Here is a 19,894-nt window from a genome sequence, read left to right on the forward strand (position 1 = left end):
CGCCCTTTTTTCCATACAATACCAATATCTGTTTTCAAAGGCGGTTCCATGGGAATTGCTTTGTATTTTGGTAAACCTGCTGTGATGCAGCTATAGAGAAAGCAACCTACGGTTCCGGAACGCATAAAATTAATCATGGTATAGAGCTGATTCCCTTGCATGATAATATTCGGATGTACATTTCCGGAATCGAAGCGAGTGCGCAAAATAGCATTTTGCACGGAATCCTTGTTAAATAAAATGACATTCTGTTGATCCAGATCAGCAGCTTTTATGGAAGTATGATCAGCAAGTGGATGCTCCGGGGATACGCAGAACACAAGCTGGTCATGAATGAGCACATGGCTGTCCAACTGATCAATATTGTACATTTCCATGTTGACAAGAGCCAGATCCAGTTTATCTTCCTGAACCAGATCACAGGCGCGCGCAGAACCATATTCTTCTAAGGAAATCAAAGTATCCGGATATTTGGAACGGTAAGCATCAATGAGTCCCGGAAAGAAAAAACTGCTAAGTACCGGCGGAATGCCCACATGGATCGGATTTTGCTGAATCCGGCTGCCGTTCAATTCAAACTGCATATCTTTGCAGTACTGCAGAATGTAGTCAGCTTTCTTATAAAACAGTGCGCCGTCTTCTGTCAGAGTGAGCCGGTTGTTAAACCTGGTAAACAGTGTGATACCAAATTCAGCTTCCAGTTCCCGGATGGCCAGGGAAATGGCAGGCTGCGTTACAAAAAGCTGATTTGCGGCAGCGGTGATACTGTGGCAACGGCATGTCTCACAAAAATACTTCAGCTGATTTAATGTCATAAAAAATCTCCCGCCTTTCTTTAAAATTATCTTTTGTCATAAATTAAAAACTGTCAAAAATGCTTCTTTTTCGCTGAATGCGATTTTGCTTCTGATTAATGATCAGAGAAATTCAATAACATCTTTTAAAGTAAAGTATACTATAAATTTTATTTATGGCAAGTTAAAATTCATTAAATGGACAAATGAATATGTTTGAATTACAATACAAATATCAAATGAAGAGATCGGCCGACTTACAATTCTTTTCAAACAGGGAGGGTGAAACATGTCAGCATCGACAATAACAATTTTGTTTCTGATATTTGCGATTGTCAGCTTTATATTAGAAAAGATTCCACTGGGACTTACCGCCACCATCGTAGCAATTGGATTAAATGTGACCGGGGTTCTGGACACTTCACAGACATTTAGCGGATATGTAAACAGTAACGTGATTTTGTGTGTGGGAATGTTTGTAGTAGGACAGGCACTTTTTGAAACCGGTATGGCAAACAAAATCGGTGGAGTGGTTACTAAATTTGCAAAAAATGAAAAAATTCTGATGGTTGCCATTATGGTGATCGTAGGTGTGATGTCAGGGTTCCTGTCAAATACAGGAACTGCAGCAGTGTTGATTCCGGTTGTCTGTGGAATCGCAGATGAATCCGGATATTCCAGAAGCCGCCTGCTTATGCCACTGGTGTTTGCGGCAGCACTTGGCGGAAATATCTCCATTATCGGAGCACCGGGAAATCTGATGGGTGTGGATGCCCTGCAGAATCTTGGGGAAGAAACCGCATTTTTCATGTATGCACCGATTGGAATTCCAATGCTTCTGGCAGGGATTATTTATTTCGTCTTTATTGGATACCGCCTGCTTCCGAATACTTCTGCAAAAAATGTGGCAGAAGTGACAGAGACAAAAACGGATTTCAGTAATGTACCAAAGTGGAAACAGATCACATCCTTAGTGGTACTGATCGCAGTTATCCTGGCGATGATCTTTGAAAAACAGATTGGTATTCCAATTCAGGTATCTGCCTGTATCGGAGCCTGTGTAGTTGTACTAACCGGCGTTATTTCCGGAAGCGCTGCACTGAAATCTATAGATTTAAAAGTAGTTCTCCTCTTCGGTGGTTCCCTGGCGCTTGCCAATGCACTGGATACCTCAGGCGCCGGAACCATGATCGCGGACACGATCGTAGGATTCCTTGGAAAAAATCCAAGCCCGATGATGTTATTGTTTGTCATTTTTGTAGTGTCCTGTGTTCTGACAAACTTTATGTCAAACACAGCAACCACAGCGCTGATGGTTCCAATTGCGGTATCTATGTCAGATATCCTTGGGGCAGATCCGAGAGCAGTGGTTATCGCAACGGTTATTGCAGGATCCTGTGCTTATGCAACACCGATCGGAATGCCTGCAAATACAATGGTAGTCGGACTTGGTGGTTATAGCTTTAAAGATTACGTGAAATCAGGACTGCCGCTGATCCTTGTATCCTTTGCGTTATGTATGATTTTGTTACCAATTTTATTCCCATTTTATCATTAAAAAGCTGCTACATAAGCGGCGAAGTTAGTATTAAAGTTTAAAGTAAAAATTGCTGGAGGTGCGATTCAATGAAAGAAAAAGAAATCAAGAGATTAACAGACATGGTGGCTGATTTTGTCGGACATATCGGAAAAAAACTGCCGGATGATGTTGTGGCAAAATTAGAGGAACTTGGATCCAAAGAAGATGCGGCACTGCCAAAAGTATTATATGAAACCATGACAAAAAATCAGGGACTGGCAGTAGAACTTGACCGTCCGAGCTGTCAGGATACCGGTGTTCTTCAGTTCTGGCTTAAATGTGGAACAAACTTCCCATACATCAACGAGCTGGAAGATTTGTTGACAGATGCGGTTGTGCAGGCGACCTTCGCGACACCACTCCGTCACAATTCTGTACAGACATTTGACGAGTACAACACAAAGAAAAATGTCGGAAAAGGAACACCGACCGTTTGGTGGGATATCGTTCCAAATAGTGATCAGTGTGAGATTTATGCTTACATGGCAGGTGGCGGATGTACTCTTCCGGGTAAAGCAATGGTACTGATGCCGGGTGCTGGGTATGAAGGAATTACCGATTTTGTACTGGATCAGATGACTACATATGGATTAAATGCCTGCCCGCCGCTTCTAGTTGGTGTCGGTGTTGGAACTTCCGTAGAGACTGCAGCATTAAATTCTAAAAAGGCGCTGATGAGACCGATTGGTTCCCACAATGACAATGCAAATGCAGCAAAAATGGAGCAGCTTTTAGAGGACGGAATCAATGCTATTGGCCTTGGACCGCAGGGTATGGGCGGAAAATATTCTGTCATGGGTGTAAATATTGAGAATACAGCACGTCATCCGTCTACTATCGGCGTTGCTGTAAACGTAGGATGCTGGTCACACCGTCGTGGTCACATTGTGATCGACAAAGATCTGAACGTAGTCTGTGATACACATTCTACCTGGAAATTTGAGTAGAATCTGTAAATGATCGGGACTTCTGAGATTGGATAGAACGAATATGCAATAGATTCAGAATGTAAATATGTGTGATTGTATCGTGATAATATTTCGTGAAAAAACAAGGAGAATAAAAAGATGATTGAAATCAGAGGCGATAAAAAAGTATTGGTTACTCCTGTAAGCAAGGAGGATCTGGCAGATATTAAAATCGGTGACATTGTATGGCTGGACGGCGATCTGATGACTTGTCGTGACGTGGCACACCGCAGACTGGTGGAATATGGCAGAGAGCTTCCATATGACATCAGAAATAAAGCAATTTTCCATGCAGGACCGATCGTAAGAAAAATCGAAGGAACTGAGGATGATTATGAGATGGTATCCGTTGGACCGACTACTTCCATGCGTATGGAAAAATTCGAGTACGAATTTACAGAGCAGACCGGTGTCCGCGTGATTGTCGGCAAAGGTGGCATGGGACCAAATACTGAGCGTGCATGTAAAGATTTCGGAGCCATCCATTGTGTATTTCCGGCAGGCTGCGCTGTTGTAGCTGCTACCGAAGTGCAGTATATTGCGGAGCATCACTGGGATGAGCTTGGAATGCCGGAGACACTCTGGTGCTGTAAGGTCAAAGAGTTTGGTCCGCTGATCGTATCCATCGATGCAAACGGACGCAATTTATTCGAGGAACAGAAAGTCATTTATAATGAAAGAAAAGAAGCTGCAAAGCAGAAAATTTATCCGGAAGTAAAATTCATCAAATAAAAATTATGTTATATAAAAGATAGCTTATGCTGAGCAGATCCATTCGGTTGCAAAACTGAGTACTCCATAGAATTACAGGATGCGCACCATGTATAGCAGGCATGGTGCGTATTTCCGTGTTGAGGATTATGCTTTTGTATACTTTGCATAGAATACAAGTGAATATGCCAAGGAAATGCAAAAAAATGGATAGACAAACAGGAACATTTTTCTTGAATTTTTGTAGAAAATGAAGTAAAATGAATCTGGTATGTTAATAAAATAACAATCTCAAGGAGGTATGAGGCAATATGGCAGAATGTTTAGCGTTAGAGCGAATCAACCGTCTGTTAGATGAAGGTAGTTTCGTAGAGGTTGGCGCATTAGTTTCCGCCCGCACAACAGATTTTACCGTAAATGACCAGTCTGCACCATCCGATGGTGTTATCACAGGATACGGACAGATCGAGGGCAATCCGGTGTATGTATATAGTCAGAACCGTGATGTGCTGAATGGAACCATGGGCGAGATGCACGCAAAGAAAATTGCAAAATTATATGATATGGCTGATAAGGCAGCAGCTCCGGTGATCGGACTGTTAGATTGCGGCGGTTTCCGTCTGCAGGAGTCTGTAGATGCACTGGACAGCTTTGGATGTGTCCTTGCAAAGCAGGCTGAGTATGCGGACAGTGTACTTCAGATCAGCGCAGTAATGGGTAACTGTGCAGGTGGTATGACATTGATCCCGGCCATGAGTGATTTTGCATTTATGACAAAAGAAGCACAGATGTATGTGAATGCACCGCATACCATTCAGGATAATAAAAAGCTTTCCCGTGAGTTTGATTCTGCAAAATATCAGGCAGCAGTTTCCGGACAGGCAGAAGTACTGGAGAATGAGGATGCTGTTCTGACAAAAATCCGTGAGCTGGTAGTAATGCTCATTGATGAGGAATACGGACGCTGCGGTGAAGATGATCTGAACCGTTATATTTCTGAAAAAACATGTGCCATGAAAGACGCCCGTGCACTGTTAGGTGAGTGTGCAGACGATAAATTCCTGGAGATCCGCCCGGATTATGCACCGGAGATGGTGACAGGATTCCTTACATTAAATGGAATTTTAGTTGGTGCAGTGGCAAATGCCGATGCACTTTATGATGAAAAAGGTGAGAAGATGACAGATCTGGCTGACGGCCTTACCGTAGACGGATGTGAGAAAGCAGCAGCTTTCGTTGCATTTTGTAACGATTGCGAGATTCCGCTTCTGACTGTGACAGCAGCAGATGGATTTGCAGCAGTAGAGCAGACAGAAAAAGGTCTTCCGCAGGCTATCGCAAAACTGGTAAAAGCTTATCATGATGGTGGTTTCAACAGCAAAGTAAACCTGATCATGGGAGATACTTACGGAAGTGCTTATGTGGCAATGGGCGCAAGAAGTATCAGCGATGCCGATATGGTATTTGCATGGGACGATGCAAAAGTAGGTATGATGGAAGCTGAGAAAGCAGCAAATATCTTATTTGCAGCTGAAGGAGACAAAGCAACTGAAAAGCAGGCAGCTGCTTATGAAGGAAAACAAAATGCCGTAACTTCCGCAGCAGCAAGAGGCAGTGTGGATGCAGTCATCGCTCCGGCACAGACAAGAAAACATCTGATCATGGCATTTTCCATGCTGTAAAAGAAAGGAAGATAGTGAAGATGAAAAAGAATATCAAAGGGATTGCGGCAGGCAGTCTCGGACTTCTGGCTTTACAGCTTCCGGGGATGACCGTATTTGCGCAGGCAGCAGACAGAAAAGCCCGGCTGGCAAATGCATTACAGAATACAGTCCTTGGTATGGGAACGGTATTCGTTATGCTGATTGCAATTGCGCTGATCATTTATTGTTTCAAGATTATTCCTGTGATCCAGAAAAAATTTGCCAAAAAAGCAGAACCGGCAGCAGAGGCACCAAAGTCAGCACCAGTTGTTGCAGCTCCTGTACAGGAAACGGATGATCTGGAGCTGGTGGCTGTTATCGCAGCCGCAATTGCAGCAAGTGAGAATGTACCGGTAGACAGTTTCAGAGTCCGTACGATCAAGAGACGCTAATTACACCATTTTGTTTAAGGAGAATAGAAAAATGAAAAATTATACAATTACCGTAAATGGAAACGTATATGATGTAACCGTAGAAGAAAATACAAATGGCGCTCCGGCAGCAGCACCGGCTCCGAGAGCAGCAGCACCGGCTCCGGCAGCAAAACCGGCAGCTACAGGCGCAGCAGGAAGCATTGCCATCACAGCAGGCGCGGCTGGTAAAGTTGTTGACGTTGTAGCAGCACCGGGCGCAGCCGTAAAGAAAGGTGATCCTGTCGTTGTACTTGAGATTATGAAAATGGAGACACCGGTTGTTGCACCGCAGGACGGCACAGTTGCCAGCGTGGATGTAACAAAAGGTGAGACAGTAGAATCAGGAGCAGTACTTGCTACCATGAACGCATAAGACAGGAGGTAGACATGTCAGGTAATATAGCAGAGACATTGGGCAATCTCGTGCATCAGACCGCGTTCTTCAATCTGACCTGGGGAAACTATCTGATGATCGCCGTTGCCTGTGTGTTCTTATATTTAGCAATTAAAAAGGGATATGAACCGTTACTGCTGGTACCGATCGCGTTTGGTATGCTTCTGGTAAATATATATCCGGATATCATGATTTCCCCGGATGATGCAAGCAACGGTGTCGGAGGTTTGTTGCACTACTTCTTCAAACTGGATGAGTGGTCTATCCTTCCGTCCCTGATTTTCCTTGGTGTCGGCGCACTGACGGATTTCCGTCCGCTGATCGCAAACCCGATCAGTTTCCTTTTGGGAGCAGCCGCACAGTTCGGTATTTTTGCCGCATATCTGCTGGCTATCGTATTCGGATTTTCCGATGCAGCCGCAGCTGCAGTATCCATCATCGGTGGAGCAGATGGACCGACGTCTATCTTCCTGGCCGGAAAACTACATCAAAATGATTTAATGGGACCGATCGCCGTGGCGGCGTATTCCTATATGTCATTAGTACCGATCATCCAGCCGCCGATCATGAAACTTTTAACAACCAAAAAAGAGCGTTCTATTCGTATGGGACAGCTTCGTGAAGTTTCCAAACTGGAAGCAATCCTTTTCCCAATCATTGTTACCATCATTGTGTGTCTGGTTCTGCCGACTACCGCTCCATTGGTAGGTATGCTGATGCTTGGTAACTTATTCCGTGAGTGTGGCGTAGTAAAACAGCTGTCTGAGACCGCATCCAATGCGCTGATGTACATTGTAGTTATCCTGCTTGGTACATCCGTCGGAGCATCTACAAGTGCAGAAGCATTCCTGAAAGTGACAACACTTCAGATCGTAGTACTTGGTCTGGTAGCCTTTGCATTTGGTACCGCAGCAGGTGTTATCTTTGGTAAGATCCTGTGCGTTGTAACAAAAGGAAAGATCAACCCGCTGATCGGTTCTGCCGGTGTATCCGCTGTTCCGATGGCAGCCCGTGTATCCCAGAAAGTCGGTGCAGAAGAAGATCCGACCAACTTCCTGCTGATGCATGCCATGGGACCAAATGTTGCCGGAGTTATCGGAACTGCGATCGCAGCCGGAGTATTCATGGCGATCTTTGGAGTATAACAAAGGCAATGATTATAAAAAAGGAGATAATTTATCATGGAGAAAAAACCATTGAAAATAACAGAAACTGTTCTGCGTGATGCGCATCAGTCTCTGATGGCCACCAGACTGACCACAGAGCAGATGCTTCCGATCATCGATAAAATGGATAAAGTCGGCTATCATGCAGTAGAATGCTGGGGCGGTGCAACTTTCGATGCATCCCTGCGTTTTCTGAAAGAAGATCCGTGGGAGCGTCTCAGAAAATTCCGTGACGGTTTCAAGAATACAAAACTGCAGATGCTGTTCCGTGGACAGAATATTTTAGGATACCGTCATTATGCAGACGATGTAGTAGAATATTTTGTACAGAAATCCATTGCAAACGGAATCGATATCATTCGTATTTTTGACTGTTTAAATGATCTGAGAAACTTAAAGACAGCTGTAGATGCCTGCAAAAAGGAAAAAGGTCATTCCCAGATCGCACTTTCCTATACATTAGGTGAGGCATATACGCTGGATTATTGGGTAGATACTGCAAAACGTATTGAGGATATGGGCGCAGATTCCATCTGTATCAAAGATATGGCAGGTCTTCTGGTTCCATATGAGGCAGAGCGTCTTGTAAAAGCATTAAAAGAAAATGTAAGCCTCCCAATCGAACTTCATACCCACTATACAAGTGGTGTGGCTTCCATGAGTTGTCTGAAAGCGGTAGAAGCCGGATGCGATATCATTGATACTGCAATTTCACCACTGGCACTGGGCACATCCCAGCCGGCTACAGAGGTTATGGTCGAGACATTCAAAGGTACACCGTATGATACCGGTCTGAATCAGGATATTCTTGCTGAAATCAATGAGTACTTCAGCACAATCCGTGAGGAAGCAATGGCAAGCGGTCTGTTAAATCCGAAGGTACTGGGCGTAAATATCAATACTTTACGTTATCAGGTTCCGGGCGGAATGCTTTCCAACATGATTTCACAGCTGAAAGAGCAGAATGCTGAGGATAAATACGAGGAAGTATTAAAAGAAATCCCGCGTGTAAGAAAAGACCTTGGTGAGCCGCCTCTCGTAACACCTTCCAGCCAGATTGTAGGTACACAGGCTGTATTAAATGTTCTGATGGGTGAGCGTTATAAAGTTGCTACCAAAGAAACCAAGAGCATTTTACTTGGTGAGTATGGTCAGACAGTAAAACCATTCAATCCTGAAGTAGTGGAAAAAGTTCTCGGCGCGGATAAAGATAAGGCAATTACTTGTCGTCCGGCAGATCTGATCGAGCCGGAACTTGCCAAGATTGAGAATGAAATGTCACGCTGGAAACAGCAGGACGAGGATGTACTTTCTTATGCACTCTTCCCGCAGCAGGCGCTGGATTTCTTCAAATATCGTGAGGCACAGCAGACAAAGGTAGATCCGGAAGCAGCTGATCACGAAAATGGGGCTTATCCGGTTTAAAAAATAATTCTTCTTTGGCTTTAAAAATTTAATATTTGAAAGAAAACGCAGAATCCTGTCATGACAGGATTCTGCGTTTTCTGCACCACTTTTGTATGTTCTGCAATATTTTTGAACAGTATATTTATTGAAATATATGAGTACCAATGATATAATAAAAAGTACGCCGATAAAAAATCGGAACAGAAGAAATAATGAGAGAAAGAGGATTTAATATGGAACATAACAAAAAGGAGCGCAGTAGTTTCTCTGGCGGAATCGGTTTTGTGCTTGCAGCTGCAGGAAGCGCAGTGGGACTTGGTAATCTGTGGCGTTTTCCTTACCTTGCCGCGCAGTATGGCGGAGGTATTTTTATTCTGGTATATATCATTCTGGCACTGACATTTGGTTTCACATTGATGACTACCGAGATTGCTATCGGACGCAAGACAAAGCAGAGTCCGGGTACTGCATACAAAGCCATCAATAAAAAATTTGGGTTTTTAGGTGTGCTGGCACCGATCGTTCCGGTGATCATTCTGCCGTATTATTGTGTGATTGGCGGCTGGGTTGTCAAATACATGGTAACATTTGTGTCCGGACATGGTTTGGATGCAGCAGCAGATAGTTTTTTTGGAAATTTTGTCGGAAATTCAATCTCACCGATGGTTTATTTTGCAATTTATCTGGGGCTGACCGCAGCAGTTATCCTGCTTGGTGTCAACAAAGGAATTGAAAAAATCAGTAAATTCCTGATGCCGTTATTGCTGATTATTTCTGTGATCATTTCCATTTATATTTTCACGCTGCCGGGAGCAAGTGCCGGTATCCAATATTATCTGTTACCGGATTTTTCCAAGTTTTCACTGAAAACAGTGTGTGCTGCCATGGGACAGATGTTCTATTCCATGAGTCTGGCCATGGGAATCATGGTCACTTATGGTTCTTATACGAAAAATGAGACAAGCCTGACAAAATCTGTAAATCAGATTGAGATTTTTGATACGGTCGTTGCTCTGCTGGCCGGATTTATGGTCGTTCCGGCAGTTTATGTATTCAGCGGTGAGGCAGGAACAAAAGCAAGCGGAGCAGGATTGATGTTTGTAACGCTTCCGAAAGTATTTGAGCAGATGAGAGGCGGCATGATCATCGGAATTTTGTTCTTTGTGCTTGTATTCCTGGCTGCATTGACCAGCTCCATTTCCATTATGGAAGCTATCGTATCTTCCTTTATGGATCGATTCGGTATCAGCCGTAAGAAAAGCGTTGTGATCTGCATCATTATCAGTATTATAATGGGAATTCCATCATCTCTGGGCAATGGTGCATGGGCACATATCAAGATTCTGGGGATGGACTTTTTGACTTTCTTTGATTATATCAGCAATAGTGTACTGATGCCGATCGTAGCACTGTGCACCTGCATTCTGATCGGATGGGCGGCAGGAGCAAAGACTGTTACAGATGAAGTAAAACGAAATGGTGAAAAAATGAATCGTGAAAAACTGTACAATGTGATGATAAAATATATTGCACCGGTAATGCTGGTGATCATCCTGATCACTTATTCACTGGCACAGTTCGGATTCTTTACAATGTAATCCATCAAAATAGGCGATAGATTCAAGTCAAATCCAGGCTGTAAAGTAACTGCGTCAGAGAGAAGTAGCGAGAGCGGAACGTGAGTGCCCGCTTCACTTTTGGAAAGAAGGTATCGAGATTATGCATGATGAAGTGACAGAAAAAGATATTGAACGAATGAAAGAGGAAATCGAATACCGAAAGCTGGTGGTTCGTAAAGAAGCACTGGAAGCTGTAAAAGAGGCAAGAGCCCATGGCGATCTCAGTGAAAATTTTGAGTACCACGCAGCAAAAAAAGATAAAAATGCCAACGAAAGCCGGATCCGTTATCTGGAGCGCATGATCAAAACAGCGGTAGTTGTATCCGATGAGTCAAAATCCGATGAAGTTGGAATTAACAATAAAGTTACTTTGTATTTTGAAGATGATGACGAAGAAGAAGTGTATACACTGGTGACAACCGTGCGTGGAAACTCACTGAAAGGCTGGATTTCTACAGAATCTCCAATCGGAAAAGCCATTCTTGGTCATAAAGTCGGAGACCGTGTCTACGTGGAGATCAATGCAAATGCCGGTTATTATGTAGAAATCCGTGCCATTGAAAACACCGAAGATGACGGAAGTATTGGACTCAGAAAATTCTAATGGAGCATTTATGAATATATATAATATTGACCAGTTTCAAAAAAATGAATACCCCTGGAATCCTGTGGCAAAAAGGCGGGCAAGGAATTATTTTATAAAACTTGGTGTTGGTGTGGCACTTATATTTGCTCTGTATGGATTATTAGGGTATTTTCTGTTCGTCACACATGCTTTTGTTACGCAGACATTGTGGGGCTATGGAGCGGCAATGGTTATTCTGGCGTTTGGACTTCGCCTGGGGTTAAATGCGTTTAGCAGAAAACAGACACGAAAAATGTCATTGGATGAAAAACACGATTATGCGCTGTATTTTTATCACAGACATGGAAGAAAGAATGCTGTGCTCGGTAACTTATATCTGGTGATATGCGCACAGGCAGATGTTTGTCAGCGAAAATACGAACTGGCGGAACAGGCTCTGGAACAAATCGTTATGGAAAAATGTAAGGCAGATCAGTTAAAACAGATCTGGCTGCTGCGGCTGATTATTGCGCTTGCCATTGATGATGAAGAGAAGATTCAGGAAACATTCATTTGTTATAAAGGCATAGAAGTTAGGTCAAAAGGTTTTCCGTCGATTGATATTGTCGGAGAATGCGTGGATCACAGAGATGCAGAAACTTTAACAGAAGTCATGAAGCAGAGTGTTGTGGTGAAAAAAGAGCATCCGCTTCGTATTGGCTGTATCAGCATTTTCCTTGCTTATTGCATTTTGTTTTATGCAGCAGCACTTGGAATCAATACAGACAGCGGGTATGTGCTTCGTTATATGTTTGCAACGATCTCCATCCTGGTGACATTCCTTGGACTGGTGGTTCTGACCATCTGGCTGAATATCCGACTGTTTGGCAATGAAACATTCTCGAGAAGAAGCTCTGTTAACAAGGTCTGCTTTGTTATTATATGCGCAATTTTTCTGCTTTGCATGGCGGAAAACAGTGTCAGAATCTATTTGGGACTGGATTGGAAGGAAGAAGTGATATCGCAGGATGAAAAGTATATCTATCTGAAGGTGTATTCTAATAGCGGATATAACGTCACAACGACACTGTATCGTACAAATAATCCATTTGTTATGCAAAGAATAAATAACTGGCTGCCGTCAGCAGATTCAAACTGGTCAGAGGATAGTACTGATTCATCTGCTTCCAATCAGGATATAACAGACAATTCAACAAATGGCGCATCCAATAGCGCGTCAGATGAAACTGCCGGAGAATCCGCAACAGATAACGGCACTTCTGATTCTGACTCTTATTCGAGTGAACTTGAACAGTATCAGCAGCTTAAAAACGAGATAACAGCAGTGTTTGAGTATTTGCAAACCGAAGGACAGTTTACAGACGCAGAATTGAGCTTCGATGCAAATGCAAAGGGAGAAACCTACGGACTTATCAGTGCCGGTCAGGAGCAGGCAGGAACCCGCATGGTGGATGTGGAATATCGTTTATACATTAATTATAATGGAGAAAAAACAAACGATGAAGGAAAAACCTGTACAGAAATCGTACTGGAAAAATTTTATCCGGGTGGAAGCTACAGTACGGAACTGGTAGATTTTTACCTTGTTGATCCGGAAACTCTGCAGGTTGTTGATGAACATAAAACTACCTGGTAAAGTGAATAAAGAAAATAAGTCGAACGCACAAAATTCATGTGCGCTCGACTTATTTTTTTACAGACAGCGTTTCTGAGCTGTATTATTTGATACAAATCGTACTTCCAGTTTGTCTGGGCGGGAATAACTTTCTGTATATTCTACAAGGTTACCGTGTCGGTCATAGCCAATCAGTTCCAGGTGATTGACAATTGTTTCATCTTCCAGATGCAGATAGGAACGGATTTTATCTCCGGCTTCTACCATGGTCAGAGATTCCTGGAAAACAACGGGCAGGTGATCTCTGGTGGACATGTAGTCATACAGAGAAATCTGTTCAAAGTTATAATTATCGATATCCGGGAAAAATTTCAAGGGAACGTAAGTGTACTCAATGGCCAGTGGCTCTTTGTTGCCCTGGCGGATACGGTGGATTCCATAAATTGGTTCTTCAAATGCAAGACCAAGTTTATCAGCATAATAATAACGCCCCTGGATGGTGCCGGTGCACAGTAATTTGTTGGATATCTCGATTCCAAAATTGCGGACAAGGGAAGTGAAACTGGCATTTTCGGATTCATTTAATACACCGAAAGCGACTTTGTTATATTCCGGTTTCTTGACAAAGGTACCTTTTCCCTGCCGGCGCACGAGATAATGCTCATTCACCAGTTCATCGATGGCTGTGCGGATGGTAGGTCGGCTTACGCCATACATTTCTGCAAGGACTCGTTCGCTTGGGATCATTTCTCCGGGAAGATATTCATGGCTTTCAATCCTGCTTACAATAATATCGCGCACCTGTGCTGCTACATGATTTAATTGTTCCATGATTCCTCCATTTCCGCATCTCTGATAAATGCAAAATCATCTATTTTCATGATGTCTTCAAAAAAATGAATCAGTCTGCCGGTGTCGTCGTATACCAGACCTTTATATTTCATCATGGGACTGCCCGGAGAAGTGTGGAGCAGACTGGATTCTTCCTCATTTGTGTAAATGAGTGTGACACGCTGATTGGATTTTAAAATCGGTATCTGAAGATCTGTCTGCAATACATTCAATATTGGGCGTGAACCCAGAATTTCAGCAGTCAGACCAGGATAGATGTCGATTGGAGTATAAGAATAATCCAGGCACAGCGGGGTGTCGTTTTCATAATAAATGAAAAGAATTTTATAAACGGGTGTTTGTTCCGGAATCAGCATTTTACCGGAGAGACGTTTATCTACCAGAACCTCTTCAAAAGAATAGGGCTGCCAGCGAATGTTCGGACGTCTTTCTCCGGGATCAAAATTGCCGGTACAGGTGTGAGTAGATATTTTGATTCTCTCCGGAGCAACAAAATATCCAAGCCGCTCCCGGGAAAAAAGGTAATGCTCACGCACAAGCTGTGCCAGGGCATTTCGGATAGTAGGCCGCTGCACATGAAAATGCTCCGCAAGAAATCGCTCAGAAGGAAGCCGGTCTCCGGGGCGATAGCCTTCATTTTTCAACATGTATATGATCTCTTTTGCAAGAATGACATCCATTGTCAGTAAATTCTTTCTCATAAATTCTAAAAATACGCTCCTTTTACTTCCAATTTTAAAAATAACGAAATGAAAAGATTATCATAGAACATCTTTTGTCTCCAACATCTTTGTTTATTTCTATCATATAACAGATGCAATCCGTTCGTCAAATATAATTGGTATAAAAAAATGTACTAGTGGTTAAAACCAGTTGATTGTGCAAATATACCAGAAAATGCATGAGAATAGATATAAATACAAATAGTAATTGTGAAAAACACAGGATTGTTAAAAAATTTACGAATATTATTCACAAAATTTAAAATTGTGAGAAAAAACATGTTGATTATTTTATAAAATATGGTATAGTAAAGCTACCAAGTGGTTACAAAAAAGAATTTAACAGAAAAGGCAGCTAAAGGAGGCAATTAGAGTTTCAATTAGCTGCCTTTTGTAAAAAAACAAGACAATGAGGTGAAAAAGAAGTATGGGAGATGCGATAGTATCATTAATTGATGTGGAAAAGAGATTTGGTTCAAATCTGGTTGTGAAAAAAATGAATATGGAAGTATATCCGGGGGAATTTTTGACAATGCTTGGTCCATCCGGATGTGGAAAGACCACGACACTTCGTATGATTGCAGGATTTGAAGATGCATCATCCGGAATTATTAAAGTACAGGGAGAACGTGTGGAAGACAAGGAGCCATTTGAGAGAGATGTCAATACGGTATTCCAGAATTACGCTCTGTTTCCGCACATGACAGTTTTTGACAATGTGGCATATGGACTGATGATCAAGAAAGTTCCAAAAGATGAGATAAAGCAGCGAGTTACGGAAATGATTGAACTGGTACAGCTGAAAGGATATGAAAAGAGAAAACCAGACGAACTTTCCGGCGGACAGAAACAGCGTGTAGCCATTGCAAGAGCACTTGTGAACAGACCGAAAGTCCTGCTTCTGGATGAACCGCTGGGAGCACTGGATCTGAAACTGAGAAAACAGATGCAGATAGAACTGAAACGTCTGCAGAAAAAGCTGGGTATCACATTTGTGTATGTTACCCATGACCAGGAAGAAGCACTTACTATGAGTGACAGAATTGCTGTAATGAATGGCGGTGTTCTGGAACAGCTGGCTACTCCGATGGAAATTTATAACAAACCGAAGACAAAATTTGTAGCCGGATTTATCGGAGAAACTAATTTGTTCGACGGTGTAGTCCGGAAAAAAGAAGGAAAAATCCTGACAGTGGAGACTTCAGCCGGTATGATGCAGGTGGCTGAGGAAGAAGAGAGCTTTTCTGTGAATGAGGAAATCCATGTTTCCGTTCGTCCGGAATATGTGGAATATGCAAAGAAACCGGTAGAAGGATTTGAACTTAGCGGAACTGTCCGTGAATTTATCTATATGGGAACTGTCGTAAAGGCAATGATCACCATGAAAGATGAGAGTGAGATTAAATTCTCCAGGTTTGAGCAGGAAAGTGACCTGAAGGAAGGCGATGATATTTATATCTGCTGGAAACCGGAAAAAGCATATCCGATCAAAGTCTCACAGAAGTAGGAGGATGGCAGAATGAGTAAAAAAATAGATGATAACAGCGATTTGAAGGCCATCAACAAAAAGAGAGATGTGAAAAGAAATACATTACCGGCACTCGCTATGGCAGGACCGGTGTCTGTGTGGATGATCCTTTTTGTGACGATTCCGATGATATTTGTTGTATATATCAGTTTTATGTCCAGAGGTGTATTTGGTGATGTTGTTTATCAGTTCTCCGGAGAAAGTTACAAGACAATGCTGGATGCCACGTATTTCAAGGTTATTTTGAAATCATTGAAGGTGGCAGTGTTTACGACAGCGTTATGTCTTCTGGTTGGCTATCCATTTGCCTATTTTATCGCACGGAAGCCCCGGGAAGTGGCATCGAAACTGATCACATTGATCATGATTCCGTTCTGGACAAATTCACTGATGCGATTAAACAGCTGGTTATTGATATTTCAGACAAATGGTCCGGTAAATCATATTTTGCAGGCAACGGGACTTGTGGATCATCCGATCACTTTCATTTATACAGATGGACTGGTTGTTCTTGGTATGATTACCAATATGCTGCCTTTTGCGGTACTGCCACTGTACAGTTCTATCGAAAAACTTGACAAATCATTGTTGGAGGCTTCGGCAGATCTGGGAGCAAGTCCGAGAACTACATTTTTGAAAGTGACACTGCCGATGACATTCCCAGGTGTATTTTCTGCCATTATTCTGGTGTTTATTCCGACACTTGGTATTTATACCGTGTCAGATATGCTTGGCGGAGGAAAAGTCCTGTACATAGGTAACATTATCAAAAATCAGTTTGGAGCGATACGAAACTGGCCGTTAGGAGCGGCATTGTCGGTATTGCTGATCGTGATCACGGCATTGCTGATCTTTATTTATACAAGATTTGCAAAAATCGAAGATATGGAGGTGGTATAAATGGCATCATTATCCAGGGTGCAGCGAAAGAAACGGAGATTCGAGATTTTTGGAAACGTATATTCTTTTGTTATATATGCTATTTTGTATCTTCCGGTTGTAGTGATGATGATCTTTTCCTTTAATGACCAGCGGTATAATTACTACTGGAATGGTTTTACAACCCAGTGGTATGGAAAACTACTGCATAACAGCGCATTGATCAACAGTCTGTGGTATTCATTGATCATCGCAGTATTGAGTACGGTAATCTCTGTATTGATCGGAACAATTGGTGCGCTTGGCCTGAAACGATATGAATTTAAGATGAAAAAGCTGGTGAACAACATGCTTTATATTCCAATCATTGTACCGGAAATTGTCATGGCAGTTGCACTGCTGATCATCTTTATGAATATAGGTATAAGTCTCGGCATGGGAACAATCCTGATCGGACACTGTACATTCTGTATTCCTTATGCAGTTGTAACAATCAAGGGACGTATCAGCGGAGACGGGGACAGTCTGGAAGAGGCATCCATGGATCTCGGTGCAAACCGTGTGCAGACATTTTTGAAGGTGACATTACCAAGTATTATGCCTGGTGTTATGAGTGCAGCATTTCTCTCATTCACATTGTCAATTGATGATGTCGTAATGAGTAACATGCTGGCAGGTGCAAAACAGTCAACTCTTCCGGTTCTGATCCTTTCCATGAACAAGAGTGGTATTACACCTGATGTCAATGCATTGACAACAATTATGATTCTGGTCATCGTTGTGGCGATGGTTTTGAATAATATGATTCAGAAACTCAGAAAAAGAAATGCTGAGAAGGAGGTAAAAGTATGAAAAAGAAACTTATTTCGGCCATTTTAGTGGCAGCACTGGCGATGGGGCTGACAGCCTGTGGCAGCAGTGGTACAACAGACAACAAGGGGACAGATGGTGGCAGTGCACCGACAGAGTCTGCATCAGCAGGGGGAAGCGGAGATGAACTGAATATTTACATGTGGCAGCAGTACATTTCCGATGATCTGATCCAGACATTTGAAAAAGAAAATAACTGCAAAGTAAATCTTTCCTACATGAGTGATAATGCAGATGCAATCACAAAATTAACTGCGGGAGGCGGACAGGAATATGACCTGATCATGACCTGTGATGCTTATATGAAATCTCTGATCGCAGGAGATTATGTGGAAAAACTGGATATGAGCAAATTGTCCAATACGAAGAATCTGAATACATCTTACTGGCCGGAAGAGTCCAGAGATTATTGTATCCCATATCTGATGAACTATATTTATGTGGTATATAATTCTGAAACCTGCCCGATCGAGATCACAAGTTACAATGATCTGATCAACCCGGCTCTGAAAGGACAGATTACAACGATTGATGGAGCAAGAAATCTGTTCCCGATCGCATTGATCGCACTTGGTTATGATCCGAACTCCACAAACGAGAGTGAAATTGCAGAAGCTTATGAGTGGCTGCAGAAATTCAATGACAATGTTGTTGCTTACGGAAATGCAGAACAGAATCTTACAAACGGAACAGCATCTGTAGCACTTACTTATGATGGTAATACTTCCTGGGCAATGGAAGAAATGGGCGATAATAATACACTGAAGATTGCTGATTTCAAAGATGATCCGGTACAGCTCGGATTTGACCTTTATGTAATGCCGAAGGGAGCAAAACATACTGATCTGGCATATAAATTCCTTGACTACATCCTGGATGCAAATGTAATGGCAAAGAACCTGGACGAGTATCCATATTCCTGCCCGAATGATGCCGCAGTTGCAGCAGCTTCTGACAAATATAAAAATGACCCGGCAAGAGATTTCTCCTATAAAGAGAATGTATTTTTCCAGGAAGATGTCGGAGATGCATTAACTATTTACAATGATTATTATCAGAAATTAAAAGTTGGGGAATAAAGAGCGTTCCCAATAGGAGGACAGAATAACATGCTGAAATTTGATGAGCAGAAACAGATTGACAGTGTAAAAGGTGCACTTGCATTACGCGGAAAAATCGAAGAAATTGTAGACCAGATCTGTAAAGATGGATTTAAAAATATCTGCTGGCTTGGCATAGGAGGCACTTATGCCTCCTGCTTGCAGGCTGAAGTTCATATGAAAGAGAAATCAGGTCTTGACTTTTTCGTGGAGAATGCAGCAGAGTATCTGACAACTGGAAATAAGAAAGTAGGAGCAGGTACTATCGTTGTGATCTCATCTGTAACCGGAAGTACCATTGAGATGGTGGAAGGTGTCAAAAAAGCTTCTGCAGCAGGAGCAAAGGTGCTTGGATTTATTGACGTGGAAACCACGGAACTGGCGCAGATGGTAGATTATGAAATTGCATATCCGGGCAATGAACAGCTGAAATTTTTTATGGTTGCAGACCGTTTTATGTACAATGCAGGTGAATTCCCGGAATATGATCGTTATTACAAAGAACTGGATGAAAATCTGGCTGTAGATCTGGTAGAAGTTGAGAAAGCAGCGGATGCATTTGGAGAGGCATTTGCAAAGAAACACTGCAATGACAGTATCCATTATTTTGTAGGAGCAGGTAATCAGTATGGTTCCACATATTCTTATGCAATGTGTTACTGGGAAGAGCAGCACTGGATCCGTACAAAATCTATTCACAGTGCAGAATTTTTCCATGGAATGCTGGAAATTGTAGACCGCGATACACCGGTTACTGTATTTGTAGGTGAGGATGCGCAGCGTTCTCTGAGTGAAAGAGTAGTAAAATTCCTGCCGCGTGTTTGCGCAAACTACACAGTAATTGATTCCAAAGACTATGAGCTGAAAGGAATCAGCGAGGAGTTCCGTGGAAATCTCTCTCATCTGGTAACGCATGCTGTAACACAGCGTATTGATGCACATATGGAGCAGATCAATTGCCATCCAATGGAAATCAGAAGATATTATC

At 42.5% G+C, this 19,894-nt stretch carries 19 protein-coding genes; 16 read left to right on the top strand and 3 right to left on the bottom strand.

Translation table 11 applies throughout. The features are described from left to right. Positions 1-815, bottom strand: an 815-nt coding sequence (locus tag Q0I54_RS10650) for a LysR family transcriptional regulator (RefSeq protein WP_296118579.1), incomplete at its 3' end; no start/stop codon positions are given. A gap of 268 nt (positions 816-1,083) precedes the next feature. On the opposite strand from Q0I54_RS10650, the gene Q0I54_RS10655 reads away from it, so the two are divergent. The 11 genes from Q0I54_RS10655 to Q0I54_RS10705 all read left to right on the top strand — a co-directional run bounded on the left by Q0I54_RS10655 (position 1,084) and on the right by Q0I54_RS10705 (position 12,976). Next, positions 1,084-2,352 (top strand): SLC13 family permease, encoded by a 1,269-nt coding sequence (locus tag Q0I54_RS10655; protein WP_296118581.1) that lies wholly within the window; start codon positions 1,084-1,086, stop codon positions 2,350-2,352. Between the two features lie 68 nt (positions 2,353-2,420). Continuing rightward, positions 2,421-3,320, top strand: coding sequence for a L(+)-tartrate dehydratase subunit alpha (gene ttdA / locus Q0I54_RS10660; RefSeq protein WP_288618108.1), 900 nt, complete (start codon positions 2,421-2,423; stop codon positions 3,318-3,320). Positions 3,321-3,440: 120 nt separating this feature from the next. Beyond that, positions 3,441-4,073 (top strand): L(+)-tartrate dehydratase subunit beta, encoded by a 633-nt coding sequence (gene ttdB, locus Q0I54_RS10665; protein ID WP_044963748.1) that lies wholly within the window; start codon positions 3,441-3,443, stop codon positions 4,071-4,073. 290 nt (positions 4,074-4,363) lie between these two features. Beyond that, positions 4,364-5,734, top strand: a complete 1,371-nt coding sequence (locus tag Q0I54_RS10670; protein WP_296118583.1) for a carboxyl transferase domain-containing protein — start codon at positions 4,364-4,366, stop codon at positions 5,732-5,734. Between the two features lie 20 nt (positions 5,735-5,754). Further along, entirely contained in the window at positions 5,755-6,147 is a 393-nt protein-coding gene (locus Q0I54_RS10675; protein WP_296118584.1) for an OadG family protein, read from the top strand. A gap of 31 nt (positions 6,148-6,178) precedes the next feature. Then, entirely contained in the window at positions 6,179-6,541 is a 363-nt protein-coding gene (locus Q0I54_RS10680; RefSeq protein WP_296118585.1) for a biotin/lipoyl-containing protein, read from the top strand. 14 nt (positions 6,542-6,555) lie between these two features. After that, complete coding sequence (locus tag Q0I54_RS10685) at positions 6,556-7,707, top strand: sodium ion-translocating decarboxylase subunit beta (protein WP_296118586.1); 1,152 nt, start codon at positions 6,556-6,558, stop codon at positions 7,705-7,707. A gap of 36 nt (positions 7,708-7,743) precedes the next feature. Continuing rightward, complete coding sequence (locus Q0I54_RS10690; protein WP_296118587.1) at positions 7,744-9,153, top strand: oxaloacetate decarboxylase subunit alpha; 1,410 nt, start codon at positions 7,744-7,746, stop codon at positions 9,151-9,153. Positions 9,154-9,368: 215 nt separating this feature from the next. Beyond that, positions 9,369-10,733, top strand: a complete 1,365-nt coding sequence (locus Q0I54_RS10695) for a sodium-dependent transporter (RefSeq protein ID WP_296118588.1) — start codon at positions 9,369-9,371, stop codon at positions 10,731-10,733. Positions 10,734-10,854: 121 nt separating this feature from the next. Next, complete coding sequence (greA, locus tag Q0I54_RS10700) at positions 10,855-11,358, top strand: transcription elongation factor GreA (protein ID WP_021739494.1); 504 nt, start codon at positions 10,855-10,857, stop codon at positions 11,356-11,358. A gap of 10 nt (positions 11,359-11,368) precedes the next feature. Beyond that, positions 11,369-12,976, top strand: a complete 1,608-nt coding sequence (locus tag Q0I54_RS10705) for a hypothetical protein (protein WP_296118590.1) — start codon at positions 11,369-11,371, stop codon at positions 12,974-12,976. 57 nt (positions 12,977-13,033) lie between these two features. Here the strand turns inward: Q0I54_RS10705 and Q0I54_RS10710 are convergent, their stop codons facing one another. Both Q0I54_RS10710 and Q0I54_RS10715 read right to left on the bottom strand, forming a co-directional pair. Next, the gene (locus Q0I54_RS10710) at positions 13,034-13,786 is read right to left on the bottom strand and encodes a GntR family transcriptional regulator (RefSeq protein ID WP_296118591.1); all 753 of its coding nucleotides are present in this window, start codon (positions 13,784-13,786) and stop codon (positions 13,034-13,036) included. Beyond that, entirely contained in the window at positions 13,774-14,508 is a 735-nt protein-coding gene (locus tag Q0I54_RS10715) for a GntR family transcriptional regulator (protein ID WP_296118592.1), read from the bottom strand. Before Q0I54_RS10715 ends, Q0I54_RS10710 begins: the two co-directional genes overlap by 13 nt. 448 nt (positions 14,509-14,956) lie before the next feature. Here Q0I54_RS10715 and Q0I54_RS10720 point away from each other — a divergent pair, with 448 nt between their 5' ends. The 5 genes from Q0I54_RS10720 to Q0I54_RS10740 form a co-directional block, all read left to right on the top strand. Continuing rightward, entirely contained in the window at positions 14,957-16,036 is a 1,080-nt protein-coding gene (locus Q0I54_RS10720; protein ID WP_296118593.1) for an ABC transporter ATP-binding protein, read from the top strand. Between the two features lie 12 nt (positions 16,037-16,048). Beyond that, positions 16,049-16,957, top strand: coding sequence for an ABC transporter permease (locus Q0I54_RS10725; protein ID WP_296118594.1), 909 nt, complete (start codon positions 16,049-16,051; stop codon positions 16,955-16,957). Continuing rightward, positions 16,958-17,788 carry an ABC transporter permease gene (locus Q0I54_RS10730; RefSeq protein ID WP_296118595.1) on the top strand — a complete coding sequence of 277 codons (831 nt, stop codon included), beginning with the start codon at positions 16,958-16,960 and terminating at the stop codon, positions 17,786-17,788. After that, positions 17,785-18,885, top strand: coding sequence for a spermidine/putrescine ABC transporter substrate-binding protein (locus Q0I54_RS10735; RefSeq protein WP_296118596.1), 1,101 nt, complete (start codon positions 17,785-17,787; stop codon positions 18,883-18,885). The genes Q0I54_RS10730 and Q0I54_RS10735 overlap by 4 nt, the downstream gene beginning before the upstream one ends. A 30-nt stretch (positions 18,886-18,915) precedes the next feature. Continuing rightward, positions 18,916-19,894: SIS domain-containing protein (locus tag Q0I54_RS10740; protein ID WP_296118597.1), on the top strand; the 979-nt coding region annotated here is incomplete at its 3' end.

The sequence above is a fragment of the uncultured Eubacterium sp. genome (assembly GCF_934295145.1).
Taxonomy (GTDB): Bacteria; Bacillota; Clostridia; order Lachnospirales; family Lachnospiraceae; genus Eubacterium_I.

Excerpts from the sequence above, each read along its gene's own strand:
- Q0I54_RS10655 (WP_296118581.1), top strand. The coding sequence starts at position 1,084 with ATGTCAGCATCGACAATAACAATTTTGTTTCTGATATTTGCGATTGTC.
- ttdA (WP_288618108.1), top strand. The coding sequence starts at position 2,421 with ATGAAAGAAAAAGAAATCAAGAGATTAACAGACATGGTGGCTGATTTT.
- ttdB (WP_044963748.1), top strand. The coding sequence starts at position 3,441 with ATGATTGAAATCAGAGGCGATAAAAAAGTATTGGTTACTCCTGTAAGC.
- Q0I54_RS10670 (WP_296118583.1), top strand. The coding sequence starts at position 4,364 with ATGGCAGAATGTTTAGCGTTAGAGCGAATCAACCGTCTGTTAGATGAA.
- Q0I54_RS10675 (WP_296118584.1), top strand. The coding sequence starts at position 5,755 with ATGAAAAAGAATATCAAAGGGATTGCGGCAGGCAGTCTCGGACTTCTG.
- Q0I54_RS10680 (WP_296118585.1), top strand. The coding sequence starts at position 6,179 with ATGAAAAATTATACAATTACCGTAAATGGAAACGTATATGATGTAACC.
- Q0I54_RS10685 (WP_296118586.1), top strand. The coding sequence starts at position 6,556 with ATGTCAGGTAATATAGCAGAGACATTGGGCAATCTCGTGCATCAGACC.
- Q0I54_RS10690 (WP_296118587.1), top strand. The coding sequence starts at position 7,744 with ATGGAGAAAAAACCATTGAAAATAACAGAAACTGTTCTGCGTGATGCG.
- Q0I54_RS10695 (WP_296118588.1), top strand. The coding sequence starts at position 9,369 with ATGGAACATAACAAAAAGGAGCGCAGTAGTTTCTCTGGCGGAATCGGT.
- greA (WP_021739494.1), top strand. The coding sequence starts at position 10,855 with ATGCATGATGAAGTGACAGAAAAAGATATTGAACGAATGAAAGAGGAA.
- Q0I54_RS10705 (WP_296118590.1), top strand. The coding sequence starts at position 11,369 with ATGAATATATATAATATTGACCAGTTTCAAAAAAATGAATACCCCTGG.
- Q0I54_RS10710 (WP_296118591.1), bottom strand. The coding sequence starts at position 13,786 with ATGGAACAATTAAATCATGTAGCAGCACAGGTGCGCGATATTATTGTA.
- Q0I54_RS10715 (WP_296118592.1), bottom strand. The coding sequence starts at position 14,508 with ATGAGAAAGAATTTACTGACAATGGATGTCATTCTTGCAAAAGAGATC.
- Q0I54_RS10720 (WP_296118593.1), top strand. The coding sequence starts at position 14,957 with ATGGGAGATGCGATAGTATCATTAATTGATGTGGAAAAGAGATTTGGT.
- Q0I54_RS10725 (WP_296118594.1), top strand. The coding sequence starts at position 16,049 with ATGAGTAAAAAAATAGATGATAACAGCGATTTGAAGGCCATCAACAAA.
- Q0I54_RS10730 (WP_296118595.1), top strand. The coding sequence starts at position 16,958 with ATGGCATCATTATCCAGGGTGCAGCGAAAGAAACGGAGATTCGAGATT.
- Q0I54_RS10735 (WP_296118596.1), top strand. The coding sequence starts at position 17,785 with ATGAAAAAGAAACTTATTTCGGCCATTTTAGTGGCAGCACTGGCGATG.